At 43.7% G+C, this 13,647-nt stretch carries 15 protein-coding genes; 6 read left to right on the top strand and 9 right to left on the bottom strand.

Features of this window, described 5'->3' with window-relative positions; all coding sequences use genetic code 11:
• The first annotated feature begins 47 nt into the window (after positions 1–47).
• Together cls and uvsE are read left to right on the top strand one after the other, a co-directional pair.
• The gene (gene cls / locus ACQKFO_RS15720) at positions 48–1,253 is read left to right on the top strand and encodes a cardiolipin synthase (RefSeq protein WP_427599877.1); all 1,206 of its coding nucleotides are present in this window, start codon (positions 48–50) and stop codon (positions 1,251–1,253) included.
• A gap of 11 nt (positions 1,254–1,264) precedes the next feature.
• The gene (uvsE, locus tag ACQKFO_RS15725) at positions 1,265–2,218 is read left to right on the top strand and encodes a UV DNA damage repair endonuclease UvsE (protein ID WP_427599878.1); all 954 of its coding nucleotides are present in this window, start codon (positions 1,265–1,267) and stop codon (positions 2,216–2,218) included.
• A 109-nt stretch (positions 2,219–2,327) separates the two neighbouring features.
• Here uvsE and ACQKFO_RS15730 read toward each other — a convergent pair whose 3' ends face one another.
• From ACQKFO_RS15730 to speE, 5 genes are all read right to left on the bottom strand, one after another.
• Positions 2,328–2,507 (bottom strand): XapX domain-containing protein, encoded by a 180-nt coding sequence (locus ACQKFO_RS15730; protein ID WP_148970668.1) that lies wholly within the window; start codon positions 2,505–2,507, stop codon positions 2,328–2,330.
• A 103-nt stretch (positions 2,508–2,610) separates the two neighbouring features.
• Entirely contained in the window at positions 2,611–4,281 is a 1,671-nt protein-coding gene (argS, locus tag ACQKFO_RS15735; protein ID WP_427599879.1) for an arginine--tRNA ligase, read from the bottom strand.
• 4 nt (positions 4,282–4,285) lie between these two features.
• A complete protein-coding gene (locus ACQKFO_RS15740; RefSeq protein WP_427599880.1) occupies positions 4,286–4,723 on the bottom strand; it encodes a DUF1934 domain-containing protein in 438 nt (145 codons plus the stop codon).
• A 209-nt stretch (positions 4,724–4,932) separates the two neighbouring features.
• Positions 4,933–5,805 carry an agmatinase gene (speB, locus tag ACQKFO_RS15745; protein WP_044340586.1) on the bottom strand — a complete coding sequence of 291 codons (873 nt, stop codon included), beginning with the start codon at positions 5,803–5,805 and terminating at the stop codon, positions 4,933–4,935.
• A 118-nt stretch (positions 5,806–5,923) separates the two neighbouring features.
• A complete protein-coding gene (gene speE, locus ACQKFO_RS15750; RefSeq protein WP_044340587.1) occupies positions 5,924–6,754 on the bottom strand; it encodes a spermidine synthase in 831 nt (276 codons plus the stop codon).
• 418 nt (positions 6,755–7,172) lie between these two features.
• Between speE and ACQKFO_RS15755 the strand changes: the two genes are divergently transcribed.
• Positions 7,173–9,239, top strand: coding sequence for a transglycosylase domain-containing protein (locus ACQKFO_RS15755; protein ID WP_427599881.1), 2,067 nt, complete (start codon positions 7,173–7,175; stop codon positions 9,237–9,239).
• Positions 9,240–9,429: 190 nt separating this feature from the next.
• Here ACQKFO_RS15755 and ACQKFO_RS15760 read toward each other — a convergent pair whose 3' ends face one another.
• Together ACQKFO_RS15760 and ACQKFO_RS15765 are read right to left on the bottom strand one after the other, a co-directional pair.
• Positions 9,430–9,933 (bottom strand): YwhD family protein, encoded by a 504-nt coding sequence (locus ACQKFO_RS15760; protein WP_427599882.1) that lies wholly within the window; start codon positions 9,931–9,933, stop codon positions 9,430–9,432.
• Between the two features lie 28 nt (positions 9,934–9,961).
• Positions 9,962–10,567, bottom strand: coding sequence for a site-2 protease family protein (locus ACQKFO_RS15765; protein WP_113969431.1), 606 nt, complete (start codon positions 10,565–10,567; stop codon positions 9,962–9,964).
• 291 nt (positions 10,568–10,858) lie between these two features.
• On the opposite strand from ACQKFO_RS15765, the gene ACQKFO_RS15770 reads away from it, so the two are divergent.
• The 3 genes from ACQKFO_RS15770 to ACQKFO_RS15780 all read left to right on the top strand — a co-directional run bounded on the left by ACQKFO_RS15770 (position 10,859) and on the right by ACQKFO_RS15780 (position 11,574).
• The gene (locus tag ACQKFO_RS15770) at positions 10,859–11,044 is read left to right on the top strand and encodes a 2-hydroxymuconate tautomerase (RefSeq protein WP_034765056.1); all 186 of its coding nucleotides are present in this window, start codon (positions 10,859–10,861) and stop codon (positions 11,042–11,044) included.
• Between the two features lie 73 nt (positions 11,045–11,117).
• Entirely contained in the window at positions 11,118–11,330 is a 213-nt protein-coding gene (locus ACQKFO_RS15775; RefSeq protein ID WP_427599883.1) for a hypothetical protein, read from the top strand.
• 55 nt (positions 11,331–11,385) lie between these two features.
• Complete coding sequence (locus ACQKFO_RS15780) at positions 11,386–11,574, top strand: DUF4083 family protein (protein WP_427599884.1); 189 nt, start codon at positions 11,386–11,388, stop codon at positions 11,572–11,574.
• A gap of 100 nt (positions 11,575–11,674) precedes the next feature.
• Here ACQKFO_RS15780 and ACQKFO_RS15785 read toward each other — a convergent pair whose 3' ends face one another.
• Both ACQKFO_RS15785 and ACQKFO_RS15790 read right to left on the bottom strand, forming a co-directional pair.
• On the bottom strand, positions 11,675–12,184 hold the full coding sequence (locus tag ACQKFO_RS15785) for a YwgA family protein (RefSeq protein ID WP_427599885.1): 510 nt from the start codon (positions 12,182–12,184) through the stop codon (positions 11,675–11,677).
• A gap of 56 nt (positions 12,185–12,240) precedes the next feature.
• Complete coding sequence (locus ACQKFO_RS15790) at positions 12,241–13,542, bottom strand: HD domain-containing protein (protein ID WP_148970660.1); 1,302 nt, start codon at positions 13,540–13,542, stop codon at positions 12,241–12,243.
• Between the last annotated feature and the right edge of the window lie 105 nt (positions 13,543–13,647).

Here is a 13,647-nt window from a genome sequence, read left to right on the forward strand (position 1 = left end):
AAGATTTAAGGACATACTAATGTCAATGCAGATGAGAGAGTGATTATATGTGGTGGTTCATCCTACTGTTCATAGTAGTTGTAGTCATAGGCTGGTTAATGATCGACTTTAAGCTGGGCAGAAGTCGTTTCATCCGGACACGGACACGAAGAGATTATGAAAAGCGAAATAGCAATATTAAATTATTTTCCAGAGGTCCCGAGCTTTTTGATCAGATGTTTAAAGAAATGAAAGAAGCCAAGTCTTCCATTCATGTTTTATTCTATATCGTACAAGATGACCATTTTGCTTTACGGTTTATGGAATTATTGAAGGATAAAGCAAAAGAAGGCGTAGAGGTCCGCCTGTTAATGGATCAGATCGGGAGTCATAATGTACCTAAATCAAAAGTGAGAATGCTGCGTGACGCCGGTGTGGAAGTGGCCTTCTGTCAAAAAGTGAGTCTCCCCTTCTTATTCTTCTCCTCCCAACAGCGGAATCACCGGAAGATCACGGTCATTGACGGGGTGATCGGGTATTTGGGCGGTTATAACGTCGGGAAAGAATATATTGATGAAAATGACATACCCGAGCTGTCCCCTTGGAGGGATTATCATCTCCGTTTAGAGGGTGAAGGTGTTCACGATTTACAAACAGAATTTTGCATCGATTGGTTCAGGGGGACGAAAAAGGACCTGAAAGACGAAAGGAAATACTTTCCTCCGGCTGAAATAGGAAGCATTACACATCAGATTTTCCCGACAGAAGGGGTGAATATCGAGGATTTCTTCAGTAAGTTCATCGATGAAGCCAAGGAGGAAGTCATCATCGGGACTCCTTATTTCATCCCCACCCCCATTTTAATGGAGTCACTATGTGATGCCTTGGATCGGGGCGTCATTGTAAGGATCATCATTCCAAATAATGCCGATCATATGTTGGTAAAGGAGGCCGCGTTCCCTTACTTTAGAACCCTACTGGCTAAAGGGGCAAAGGTGTATCAATTTATGAACGGATTTTACCATGCCAAGGTAATGATTGTAGACGACTATTTCTGTGATTTAGGCACGGCCAATTTTGATAAAAGAAGTTTCTTTATCAATCTTGAAATCAACAACCTTATTTACGACAAAGAATTTATCCATACATTAAAAAAAGAAATGGCAAAAGATATGGAAGCATCCGACATGCTGAGCGAAAGCGATCTTGCAAATGTTTCCTTGCTCACCCGTATTAAAGAGCGTGTCGCTTCATCCATTTCAATCTTGCTTTAGGAGGATATCACATGAAAGTCAGACTGGGGTTCGTTGCTAATTCCCTCTCCTTATGGGACGCGAGCCCTGCCAAAACCATGACCTACAAACGATATACAGAGCTGCCAAAAGAAGAACGGATGGATCGCCTGAAAGAAGTTACGAGGTTGAATCTGGCGCATACAAAGCGCATTCTATATCTTTGTGCAGCTCACGAAATTGAATTGTACCGGCTATCAAGCTCACTCGTTCCTTTAGCCACTCATCCCGAAGTCGAATGGGACTTCCATTCCCCCTTTAAAGACGAATGGAAAGAGCTTGGGGATCTAATCAAGAACTTTGGGATCAGGGCAAGTTTTCACCCCAATCAGTTCACTTTATTCACCAGTCCCAAGCAACATGTCACTGACAACGCCGTAAAGGATATGGTTTATCATTACCGGATGCTTGAATATATGGGGATTGAGGATAGCTCCGTCATAAACATTCATATCGGTGGAAGCTATGGCGATAAGGAAGAAACGCTGGTACGCTTTCATGAGAATTTGAAAAGCCTCCCGACTGATGTGAAAGAGATCATGACTCTGGAGAATGACGACAAAACCTATACAGTTGAAGAAACATTAGGTGTTTGTCTAAAAGAAAACATCCCCATGGTCCTCGATATCCATCATCACGAGGCCAACCTTAGTGAGAAGCCTCTGGAAGATTATCTTGAACCGATTTTTGCCACATGGAATAAGAGAGATTTGGTTCCCAAAATACATATTTCCTCGCCGAAATCGGAAAAAGCATTCCGCTCTCACGCTGATTTGGTCGATGCGGGCTTCGTTGAGGGGTTTTTCAGAACACTCAAGGCGTTTGATCAGGACGTTGACTTTATGATTGAAGCAAAGCATAAGGATCTGGCCATGCTGAAGCTGATAGAGGATCTCTCATCGATCCGGGGAGTGAAGCGGATTAGTGGCGGGGCATTGGAATGGTAAAGGCAAAAAAGATGAACACGCTATTGTTCGTCTTTTTTTATTCCAGGGACCGGTAACTTTCAAGGGCATTGGAAGCTGCCGGTTCCTGAAATCGATTCCTATGTAAATTTTATTTAAAGACCGATTCAATCCAAGGCTGAATCGCTGTGAAGGCTTTAAATCCAAGATAAATGCCTACAATTCCTGCAATCCCGGCCAAGGCAGGCGGTGCAGGGATCGGAAGTTTAAATAGAGCAAAAATAAAACCAACCAAGAAGCCGGTCACAATCGCTAAAATAACTGTTTTCATAACATCCTCCTGAACGATATGTCTACTTTTATTATACGTTAAAGCTGGAGAAATATAAGAAAAAGGTCCACCCCGAGGGACGGACCTTTTTCATCTATCGTCATTACATTTTTTCCGGAGCGGCAACTCCGATTAATGCAAGAGCGTTTTGTAATGTGACTCGAACCACTTTTACAAGAGCCAGACGAGCCGTTGTAAGTTCACGGTTTTCTTCATCAAGAACCTTATTGGCATTGTAGAAGCTGTGGAAAGCTGATGCCAGGTCGTTAATGTAGTTCGCCACACGGTGAGGTGTACGTTTCTCCGCAGCATCGGCGACCATTTGTGGGAATTCACCTAATTTCTTCAGTAAATCCACTTCTTTTTCCGTACCGATCAGCTTTAAGTCGATCTTATCTTCTGAAGCAAGTCCCTGCTCTTCTGCTTGACGAAGAATGCTGCAAATACGCGCGTGGGCATATTGAGCGTAGTACACAGGGTTTTCGTTTGACTGAGACACAGCAAGGTCCAGGTCAAAGTCCATATGCGTATCAGCACTTCTCATGGCAAAGAAATAACGTACTGCATCCAGGCCGACTTCTTCTACAAGCTCACGTAAAGTGACTGCTTTACCTGTACGCTTACTCATCTTCATCTTCTCGCCATTTTTATAAAGGTGAACCAGTTGAATCACTTCTACTTCTAATTTTTCACGGTCAAAGCCAAGTGCTTCAATCGCCGCTTTCATACGAGGGATGTATCCGTGGTGGTCAGCACCCCAAATATTGATCAGCACATCGTGTCCGCGTTCGAATTTATCCTGGTGATAGGAAATATCCGGAGTCAAGTATGTGTACGTTCCATCATTCTTGATGAGCACACGGTCTTTGTCATCCCCAAGTTCAGTCGAACGGAACCAAGTCGCGCCGTCTTCTTCATAAACGTGACCATTGTCTTTTAATGTTTTTAACGCAGCATCAATTTTTCCGTTTTCGTAGAGGGATGTTTCAGAGTACCACACGTTGAATGGCACACGGAACATTTCCAGATCCTTTTGAAGCTTGGCCATTTCGATCTTCAGTCCGTACTCACGGAAGAACTTGTAGCGCTCTTCGTCACTTACTTCCGCATATTTCGAACCGAATTCTTCCGCCAGTTTCTTCCCGATTCCGATGATGTCCGCCCCGTGATATCCATCTTCAGGCATCGCTTTGTCTTCTCCAAGAGCTTGGAAATAACGGGCCTCCACTGAAATAGCCAGGTTATGGATCTGATTTCCTGCATCATTGATGTAGTATTCACGCGTGACTTTATAGCCTGCTTTTTCAAGAACGTTACATAGGGAATCACCAACCGCCGCTCCACGGGCATGTCCAAGGTGAAGGTCGCCTGTCGGGTTGGCAGATACAAACTCCACGTTCACTCTCTCCCCATTCCCAGCGTTTGATTGACCATATTGCTGGTCTTGATCAAGAATCAATGGAATCAAGTCGGTCAGGTATTCATTGTTCATGTAGAAGTTAATGAATCCAGGTCCCGCGATCTCCATTTTTTCGATGGATGCCTTGGACTGGTCGAAGTTCGCCATAATGTCCTCTGCAATCATGCGCGGCGCTTTTTTCGCTACGCGTGCAAGCTGCATCGCCATATTGGTAGAGTAATCACCATGTGATTTTTCTTTTGGAATTTCTAGAATCACATCAGGGATCTGATCCTCTGTTGCGAGTCCCGCTTTCAGGACCGCTGCTTTGATTTCGGATTTCAGGTTTTCTTGTACTTTTTCGACAATATTCATATCGCTATGCTTCCTCCTTATAGTGAATGGACATAACATAATCCCCTACTGGACTGTCTTGCATCTTTAACTCGTAAGAAAGGTTGAAATCCCCTTCAAGTATTGAGTCACTTTGTGTATGTGAAAGTTTCTTTGTTTTGGTTGTAAGTAAGAGAGTACCCATCTGGCTTTCATAAGAACCATTTTGTTCCTCCCGTTCGTTAAAGGCCATTCTCATTTTCACTGCACCGCTTCTGAGAATGAGAGCTTGTTGATCCGAGACTTTAACAATCGTATGGGTGGTTCCTTCCTCTTGCACCTCATCGTACTTCAGGAAAACGGCATCTCCTTTTTCGTAGTATCGACCAAATGATACCAGTTCAAAAGAGTCACTTTCATCTCCTATTGTGATTTTGGTTTTCAAGTGAACTTTGACAGGGGTGTAATCTGTTTTTGCCGTCAAACCACTCACATCCTTTTCTATTTTAGGGTCCGATCAAGTGATAGGTCCGTCCCTCTTTTAGACGTCCCTTCCTTCTAACTAATTAAGTATAAGAAGTATTGTGGGAAATTGCAATGGAACACGGGGAGTTTTCATCTTCCGGAGTGGATGTAAGCGGATTTATGGTAAAAGAAAAGCCTCTTCTGTCATTTAGAAGAGGCCTGGGGAATTTATTTTACCCATCCAAGGAGCATTTCGCGAATCAGCTTACTTGCTGTATTGGCTGTTTGCTCGGACGGATCATAGATTGGAGCAACTTCTACAAGGTCTGCACCTACTACATTCACGTCAGAGTGAGCGATCGCATGGATCGATGCCAGTAATTCTTTAGACGTAATCCCTCCGCAATCCACGGTTCCTGTACCAGGAGCGTGGGCAGGGTCTAATACATCGATATCAATCGTCACGTACACTGGACGACCAGCCAGCTGCGGAAGAATTTCCTTCAATGGCTCTAGTACTTCAAATTTCGAAATGTGCATGCCGTTTTCTTTCGCCCATTGGAATTCTTCTTTCATTCCGGAACGGATTCCGAATGAATAGACATTCTTCGGTCCGATATGCTCGGCGATCTTGCGGATCGGAGTGGAGTGGGATAATGGCTCTCCTTCATACTCTTCACGAAGATCCGTGTGAGCGTCCATATGAATGATGGCAAGGTCCGGGTATTTCTTAGCGACGGCTTTCATGACCGGCCATGAGACCAAGTGCTCTCCACCCATTCCAAATGGGATTTTCCCGTCTCCTAGAAGACCGTCGATATAGTCTTCAATCATATCGATGCTTCGCTGCGGGTTACCGAATGGCAATGGGATGTCCCCGGCATCAAAGAATTTCACTTCTTCAAGCTCACGGTCGAGGTACGCACTATACTCTTCCAAGCCGATCGACACCTCGCGGATACGAGCCGGACCAAAACGGGATCCCGGGCGGTAACTTACCGTCCAATCCATCGGCATACCATAAAGAACCACCTGGCTATCCTCATACGAAGGGTGACTCTTGATAAACACATTACCTGAATAAGCCTCATCAAAACGCATACTCTTCAACCTCTCTTTTTAGAGGGACGGACCTCCAGGAGGTGCATAGCACCTCCCGAGGTCCGTCCCTGTTGGATTTGAACTATTTTCAATAAATTTTAAGGTCCGTCCCTCAAATTTATTTTGTTAAGTCTTTAACGAATTTAGGCAGAGCGAATGCTGCTTTGTGCAGTTCTGGTGTGTAGTACTTAGATTCGATGTCATGGAAACGGTCTTCCGGCACTTCGATTGGATCGTGCTTTTTCGAACCGATCGTGAATGCCCACAGGCCGCTTGGGTATGTCGGGATATTCGCTGTGTACAGACGTGTAATCGGGAAGATTTCCTTTACATCGCTTTGTACCTGGCGAATAAGATCCGCTTTGAACCAAGGGTTATCACATTGAGCGACAAAGATTCCGTCTTCTTTCAGTGCTTTCGAAATTCCTGCATAGAAACCTTTTGTGAATAGGTTTACAGCTGGACCGACCGGCTCAGTCGAGTCAACCATGATGACGTCATATTCATTTTCACTTTTCGCGATGTGCATGAAGCCATCGTCCACTTGTACGTCAACACGCTCGTTTTCCAGCTCTCCAGCAATTTCCGGAAGATACTTCTTGGAGTACTCGATCACTTTTCCGTCGATTTCAACAAGAACCGCTTTCTTCACGCTTGGGTGCTTTAACACTTCACGGATGACGCCACCGTCTCCGCCACCGACAACCAATACCTTCTCAGGATTAGGGTGCGTGAATAAAGGCACGTGCGCTACCATTTCGTGATATACGAACTCGTCTTTTTGGCTTGTCATCACCATTCCATCAAGAAATAGCATGTTACCCCACTCTTCTGTCTCTGCCATTTCAAGATATTGAAAATCCGTTTGCTCTGTATGTAAAGTCTTCTTGATTTTCATCGTGATTCCGAAGTTTTCTGTTTGTTTTTCTGTGTACCAAAGTCCACTCATTTTTTCAACTTCCCTTCTTGTTTTTTATCGGTTTTCCCGCAATTTCCGTTCTTCTCTGTAAAAATCATATACCACTAGTTTGAGTTTTCACACGTTCATCTCAGGACAAAATAGATCACTTAGTTAAGCTAAAGCCTGACATAACGGGCTTTACTCTTATTTATAAAAACGTCCGCAAAAGACGTCATTTTTATCCTTCCCTATCATGATAAATACAAACATGAGAAAAAGTATAGTGGAATCTAGCAAAATTTCAAGTGAAATTTTTTTCTAAATCTTTGACGTTTAAAAACTCGCAAAACTTTTCATACTGATACTATACGCTAAACATAATATAGGATGTTTACTATTGTCCAATACATACTAAGGGTCCGTCCCTAAAGATGAGCGGACCTCGGGAGGAGAAGGTGGGGAAGGTATGGAACTGATGGCACGGATGGAGAAAACAAAAAAATATGCCAGATTGGCAGTGGTTGCAGGTTTATTGGTTTCGGTCCTGATTCTTGCCGGGCTGATCGGAATTTTAATATACGCTAAAATTCAGGGGCCCCCTCCGCTTGCCGTGCCTCAATCCACTTTGCTTTACGGTGAGGACGGTTCGGTTATAGGGGAAACGAATACAGGAGAGAAAAGATACTGGGTGAGCCTGAAAGAAATCTCCCCTGCGCTCATCGAAGGGACCATCTCCATTGAAGACAAAAGCTTCTATCAGCACTATGGCTTTGATATCAAACGGATGGCGGGAGCAGCACTTGCCGACTTGAAAGCCATGGCAAAGGTGCAAGGAGCCAGTACCATTTCCCAGCAGTATGCTCGTAATCTATTTTTATCCCATGACAAGACATGGAAAAGAAAGATCTCAGAAGCCCTCTATACGATTCGTATCGAAATGAACTATTCGAAGAAAGAGATTCTGGAAGGCTATTTAAATACCATCTACTATGGCCACGGAGCCTACGGGGTCCAGGCAGCAAGTCAATACTATTTCGGTAAGGACGCCAACCAATTGACCATAGCCGAAGCTTCAATGCTTGCGGGAATTCCGAAGGCACCGACGTACTATTCACCCGTCGCCAATATGGAGAACGCCAAGAAGCGACAGGAACTGATCCTTAAGTCCATGACCGAGGACGGCTTCATTACTAAAGAACAACAGGCCATTTCTAAGGCGACTCCCATCAAAATTACAGGCGAGCATGCACACCATAAGGCAGAAACGGCTCCTTATTTTCAAGACGTTGTGAAAAGTATTCTGCGCTCTGACTTAGGCATCGAAGAGCGGACCATTGAAATGGGCGGACTGAAGGTATATACAACCCTTCATCCCGACCATCAAAAAGTCGCAGAAAAAGTCGTGAAGGAACAAATCCCTGATGAATCTGATATTCAGCTGGGATTTGTATCAATGAACCCAAAGAACGGTCATGTAACAGCGCTAGTCGGAGGAAGAAGCTATGAGGAAAGCCCGTTTAATCGTGCGGTTCAGGCCATTCGTCAGCCTGGATCCACGATTAAACCGCTCCTGTATTATTCTGCCCTGGAGCATGGCTTCACCCCATCTACAACGATGAAAAGTGAGCTGACTTCATTCACATTTGATGATGGCAAAGCGAAATACACACCTCACAACTACAACAATAAATATGCTGGGGATGACATCACCCTCGCCCAGGCCATAGCTCTTTCAGATAATGTGTACGCAGTGAAGACTCACCTGTTCATTGGTCAAGATACATTAACGAAAACAGCACAGGATACCTTTGGATTAACGACAAAGGTAAAAAAGTATCCTTCTTCTGCACTCGGTACATCAGGGGCAAGAGTCATCGATATGGTCAACGCTTACAATATCTTCGCTAACGGAGGCTATAGGGTCAAACCGGTATTCATTACTCGAGTGGAAGACTGGTCCGGTAACGTCATTTACGAAAATAAATCTGAAAAAGAACAAGTTTTGGACCCTGATCAAGCGTATGTCATGACGCATATGCTGAGTGGTATATTTGATCCAAAGCTCAATGATTACTCAACGGTAACGGGGATCCAGATCCGGAAAGACGCCACCCGTCCCTATGCCGGAAAATCAGGTACCACCAACACAGATAACTGGATGATCGGCTACTCTCCTCAGCTCACAGCAGGGGTGTGGACCGGATATGACAAAGAAAAAGAAATCTCCCTGGTCGACGATAAATATTTGGCCAAGAAACTCTGGGTGAATTTCATGGAGGAAGCCCTGAAAGATGAACCCGTCAAAAATTTCAAGCCGACGAAAGGCGTCGTCGGTGTAGCCGTGAATCCTCATAACGGATTACTTGCTACAGAGGATTGTCCCGTCCAGCGCTTCACTTATTTCGTAAAAGGAACCGAACCTACTGAGTACTGCCATGAACATTTAGGTGAAAAAGAAACACCAAAAGAAAAGGTGCCAGCAAAAAAAGAAGATAAGCCTTGGTACGAAAAGGTTAAGGATTGGATCTTTTGATAGAATAACCCTAAATCTCTATAAAAAAACGAAAAACCACGGGTTTGTGCGAACCCGTGGTTTTTCATGTCCTAGTTTATGTGCAAACTGTGATTTAAGTGTACTTTTTTTCAAGCATAAGGGCAAGATGTGAACGACATATTCAAAAAAATGTCATAGTTTGTTCACAAAAGAAGTTTTTTCTAGGTTTCTAAACTTTTAAAGCTTCCTTTAGTTCGCCTTTTGAGCGTTCCCACATACCCTCATCATGTTTCTTCAGGAAGTCAGTGAGAATCCCTTTCGATTTGTCGTCCAGTTGATCGAGGACAATTTTACGTTTAATCGATTTATCCATATTATTCACATGCTCCGGCATGGACTTGTATCCTCTGCGCTTCTCACGGTTTACGACCAGCTCACAAGCCGTCACACCCGCGTAGTATGGTCCATTTTCCATACGGTCGATGGTTATCCAGATTAACCAGTAAGGCTTACCGCCTGCTGAATCTTCCCGATTATTCGTGAATTTAATCCCTTTTTCAATCGGGCTCCTGGCATGCATCGCTCCGATTTCAATCGTCGCTTCCCCTTCTTCGACATCAATCATCACCGGGGAAACATTATCAAGACTTAATGAGCCTACCCCATAGCCACCGTGGCCGTCAGTAGGATCACTTTTGATGATATTGAACCCTATGTTCTTTTTCTTTTCCATGTATCTTCACTCCTTCTCATTGACATTCTTAGCTAAAGACTGAAAAAACAGTTGTAAATATCGCACTGAAAGCCTGGTTTGTTGCTGTCATCCCGCCTTGTAACAGCGGCCAGATCGTATACTCATCAAGGGGTGTTATCACGATGATCAGAAATAATACGACTCCATACTGTTCGTACTGAGTCATTTTTGCCCTGATATGATTCGGTGATAAATCCTCTATGATCCGGTACCCATCCAGTGGGGGGAACGGCAGCAGATTAAATACAAATAACAACACATTCAGATACACAATCATCTGCAGGAGATCGATGACAAAGGGAGGAACCCCGACTCCACCAGTCACTCCTACAAAAAAATAAAAAAATCCAAATGCAATGAATGCTAGTAAGAAATTACTCAGCGGACCTGCCACTGAAACTAATACCCCTGCCAAACGGGGGTTTTTAAATCGGGATCTCATGACCGGCACAGGACGCGCCCAGCCAAACCCCGCAATTAAAATCAATATGGTTCCCAGGGGATCCAGATGTTGAATCGGATTTAACGTGAGCCTTCCCTGATCCTTCGCTGTCGTGTCACCAAATTTGTATGCCACAAATGCATGGGCAAACTCATGAACCGTAAAGGCCATGACCAGGGCAATCACCACAAACGGAAGCTCTTCCAACCGAAAGACGGAAATGGACTCAAAAAGAGAGCTAAATGTATCCAAAGTATGTACTCCTTTAAAAAAATGTTTTACTTTCTTATTCCATAGTATACAGAAAAATTCCTGCCTTCATGACCACTCTATAGAACAATTCCAATTTCCCACCATAAGAAGCTTGCTCTCACATCCCCTACCCTTTACATTTAAAAGGTGGGCTAAACGATCATGCCTACCACAGATTGTACCAAATCCATATGCAAGGAGCGAACCATAATGCCTTATATCACCGTAAAAATGCTCGAAGGCCGTTCAGAAGAACAGAAACGCGCCCTCGTCGAAAAAGTAACCGAAGCAGTAAGCGAAACAACCGGAGCACCTGAAGAAAAAATCGTTGTCTTCATTGAAGAAATGACGAAAGGTCACTATGCAGTCGGCGGTAAGAGACTCAGTGATCAATAAGAATTAAGGACAACAAGCCTGCCATCAGACCGATCGCAGGCTCAAATTGTATTCTATACGAAGGAGCGCTCATATGAAATTCTTCAAACCCATGTCCCCTAAAGAAAAGACCAACTGGAACAAAAGTGCCGTACTGGGATTCTATACATATATGGGGTTACTCTTCGTTAACTATATGTCTTCATTGATATTAGGCAGGGACCTCTTTTCCTCAGCTTTCACCTTCTTTACCGGACTGGTCATCACATTCGGCTATGAAGCCTACTTAAACGTAAAAAAGGGGTAAATCCTCACTTTGATGAATACGATATACCAAACCCCTATGGAGAGGATGGAGTGAAATGGACATAAATACTGGTGATGTACTCTTCCAATTGTTCATGATGGCTTTCCTGGCAGCCATTGTGGTGGTCGCTTTCATGGTTGCGAAAAGTTTTAGAAATCGAAGGACCCAGCAGTGGAAGCATGATAAACAAATTGAAGAAAAGCTTGATCAGATTATAGAAAAAATGGATCAAACACCTAAATAAAGTGATGAAAATCGTTACGCTCATGAGTGACGATTTTTTTGTTCATTTAAAAGGGGATCACCCATTTCGAGTGATCCCCGCCATTCATATGAAACGCCCTTTATTGGACGATTTTTTTCATTTTTAATCCTTCAATGTATGTGAAGGCTTCGTCGATTTCTTCTGTTGTATATTTCTGCTTGCTCTTAAGCGTGAATACTTTCTCCACGACTTCTTCTTTAGGAAGGCTATCAAAATATAATACTGTCGAAACAAGTTCAAGAAAGCGTGCTGATTGAACGTTCATATCCGTCAGGCAATCTTCTAAGCAGGGCATTTCTTTTTCATATATTTGCAGGAAATCTTCCCCTTCTTGGGTGACGGTGTACCGATATTGATAATATCCACCCTTTTTCTCCTTCACCTCGGAGATGAACCCCATATTGCAGAGCTCTTCAACCCTTAGGGTAAGCTCTTCCGAGTATGGTCCATAAAAATGGAACTGAAATTTTTCCTGAAACGGGAATTCAAGCTTCTTCGCGATGAATATCATCTTCTGAAGCTTTTTTCTTCCCACCACTTCACCTGAGGCTAAGAAAGCACTCATTAGTTTTGCATGATCTTTCAACAATGTACGTCATCTCCTACTCCTAGTATTGCGTCTGTAGATCCTCATTGTGTCGGTTGTCATGTTAGTTCTAGAATCGTACGTATTTGTCTCTTAATATTTTTCTTTGTTGATTCGTCATATAGTAAATCCACTGGATAATATAATTTATGATCGGTTCGGCGTTTTCCGGAAATAGAATCGACGATATCCGATTGCCTCGATAACTCGCGCAGCTCATCATTCCTCATTAACAGATGAATGGGGAGCCGTTCTTCTTCCTCGCCTGGTCTGTAGAAATCGTATGGAAGGTCTGAAGATGAGTCCACCACTAAATAATAGTCAGGATCGATCCCCGCTTTTTTAAACAGAACTTCAAGCTCACTGTGCTTCTTATATTCCTTCGCCGGATCAAATTCCACGTACTTAAATAAATTTCGGTTCATGAACCGCTCGCATAAGTCCCGTAAAATCGGATCCTCTTCTTCCTGCCAAATTTGAAAATAATACATGATGACCGCTTCATCCAGCTTTAAATAATCCTGGAGTGAAACCTCTTCTTCAAACAGGGAGTAAAAATGGATCGGGCTTTGCTTAAAAGAGTAATACTCTTCATGAAGCTCCTTCGCCCTATGTAGGATCTTCGTTAAAATCACTTCAGCACTCCGGGTGACCGGATGGAAATATACCTGCCAATACATCTGATAGCGGCTCATGATATAGTCTTCCACTGCATGCATTCCGCTCTGTTTGATCACTACCTGGTCCTCACGGGGTCTCATAACACGAAGAATTCGCTCCATATCGAAATGACCGTAGCTGACTCCGGTAAAATAAGCATCACGCTGCAAATAATCCATTCGGTCCGCATCGATTTGACTTGAAATCAGGCTGACAACCAGCTTGTTCTTATACGTCTTCGCTATCACTTCCGCTACATGCTTCGGAAAGTCAGGACCCACTTTCGTTAGAACCTCATTCACTTCTGTATCCCCTAAGATGATGGCTTGAGTGAAGTGCTCGTGATCCAGGTGAAACACTTTTTCAAAGGAGTGGGAGAACGGTCCATGCCCAAGATCATGCAATAGCGCAGCGCAAAGGGACAATAACCGCTCATCCTGATTCCACTCCGGTCTGCCTGCGAAGACATCGTCCACGATTCGTCGGATGATCTCATACACGCCAAGAGAATGATTGAACCGGCTATGCTCGGCACCATGAAAGGTCAGGTAAGTGGTTCCCAGCTGTCTGATCCTGCGAAGTCGTTGAAACTCTTTCGTTCCAATCAAATCCCAAATCACGCGATCCCTTACATGAACATACCGATGAACAGGGTCTTTAAATACTTTTTCTTCATGTAATTTCTGCTTGGCATACTCCATCTTCTACCCTCTTCCTAAACTAGCATATTTCTATTATAGCGACTTTTATCCTGGTATTCATCTCGAATTTTGTCGAAAAAAATAGGTAATTGGCTTCTGAATGAT

The sequence above is a fragment of the Rossellomorea sp. NPDC071047 genome, assembly GCF_050270195.1.
GTDB lineage: Bacteria > Bacillota > Bacilli > Bacillales > Bacillaceae_B > Rossellomorea.

Coding starts and splice junctions, on each gene's coding strand:
- ACQKFO_RS15775 (WP_427599883.1), top strand. CDS start 11,118: ATGAAATTCTTCAAACCCATGTCCCCTAAAGAAAAGACCAACTGGAAC.
- ACQKFO_RS15765 (WP_113969431.1), bottom strand. CDS start 10,567: ATGGCCTTTACGGTTCATGAGTTTGCCCATGCATTTGTGGCATACAAA.
- ACQKFO_RS15755 (WP_427599881.1), top strand. CDS start 7,173: ATGGAACTGATGGCACGGATGGAGAAAACAAAAAAATATGCCAGATTG.
- argS (WP_427599879.1), bottom strand. CDS start 4,281: ATGAATATTGTCGAAAAAGTACAAGAAAACCTGAAATCCGAAATCAAA.
- ACQKFO_RS15790 (WP_148970660.1), bottom strand. CDS start 13,542: ATGGAGTATGCCAAGCAGAAATTACATGAAGAAAAAGTATTTAAAGAC.
- ACQKFO_RS15780 (WP_427599884.1), top strand. CDS start 11,386: ATGGACATAAATACTGGTGATGTACTCTTCCAATTGTTCATGATGGCT.
- uvsE (WP_427599878.1), top strand. CDS start 1,265: ATGAAAGTCAGACTGGGGTTCGTTGCTAATTCCCTCTCCTTATGGGAC.
- speE (WP_044340587.1), bottom strand. CDS start 6,754: ATGAGTGGACTTTGGTACACAGAAAAACAAACAGAAAACTTCGGAATC.
- ACQKFO_RS15760 (WP_427599882.1), bottom strand. CDS start 9,933: ATGGAAAAGAAAAAGAACATAGGGTTCAATATCATCAAAAGTGATCCT.
- cls (WP_427599877.1), top strand. CDS start 48: ATGTGGTGGTTCATCCTACTGTTCATAGTAGTTGTAGTCATAGGCTGG.
- ACQKFO_RS15770 (WP_034765056.1), top strand. CDS start 10,859: ATGCCTTATATCACCGTAAAAATGCTCGAAGGCCGTTCAGAAGAACAG.
- speB (WP_044340586.1), bottom strand. CDS start 5,805: ATGCGTTTTGATGAGGCTTATTCAGGTAATGTGTTTATCAAGAGTCAC.
- ACQKFO_RS15730 (WP_148970668.1), bottom strand. CDS start 2,507: ATGAAAACAGTTATTTTAGCGATTGTGACCGGCTTCTTGGTTGGTTTT.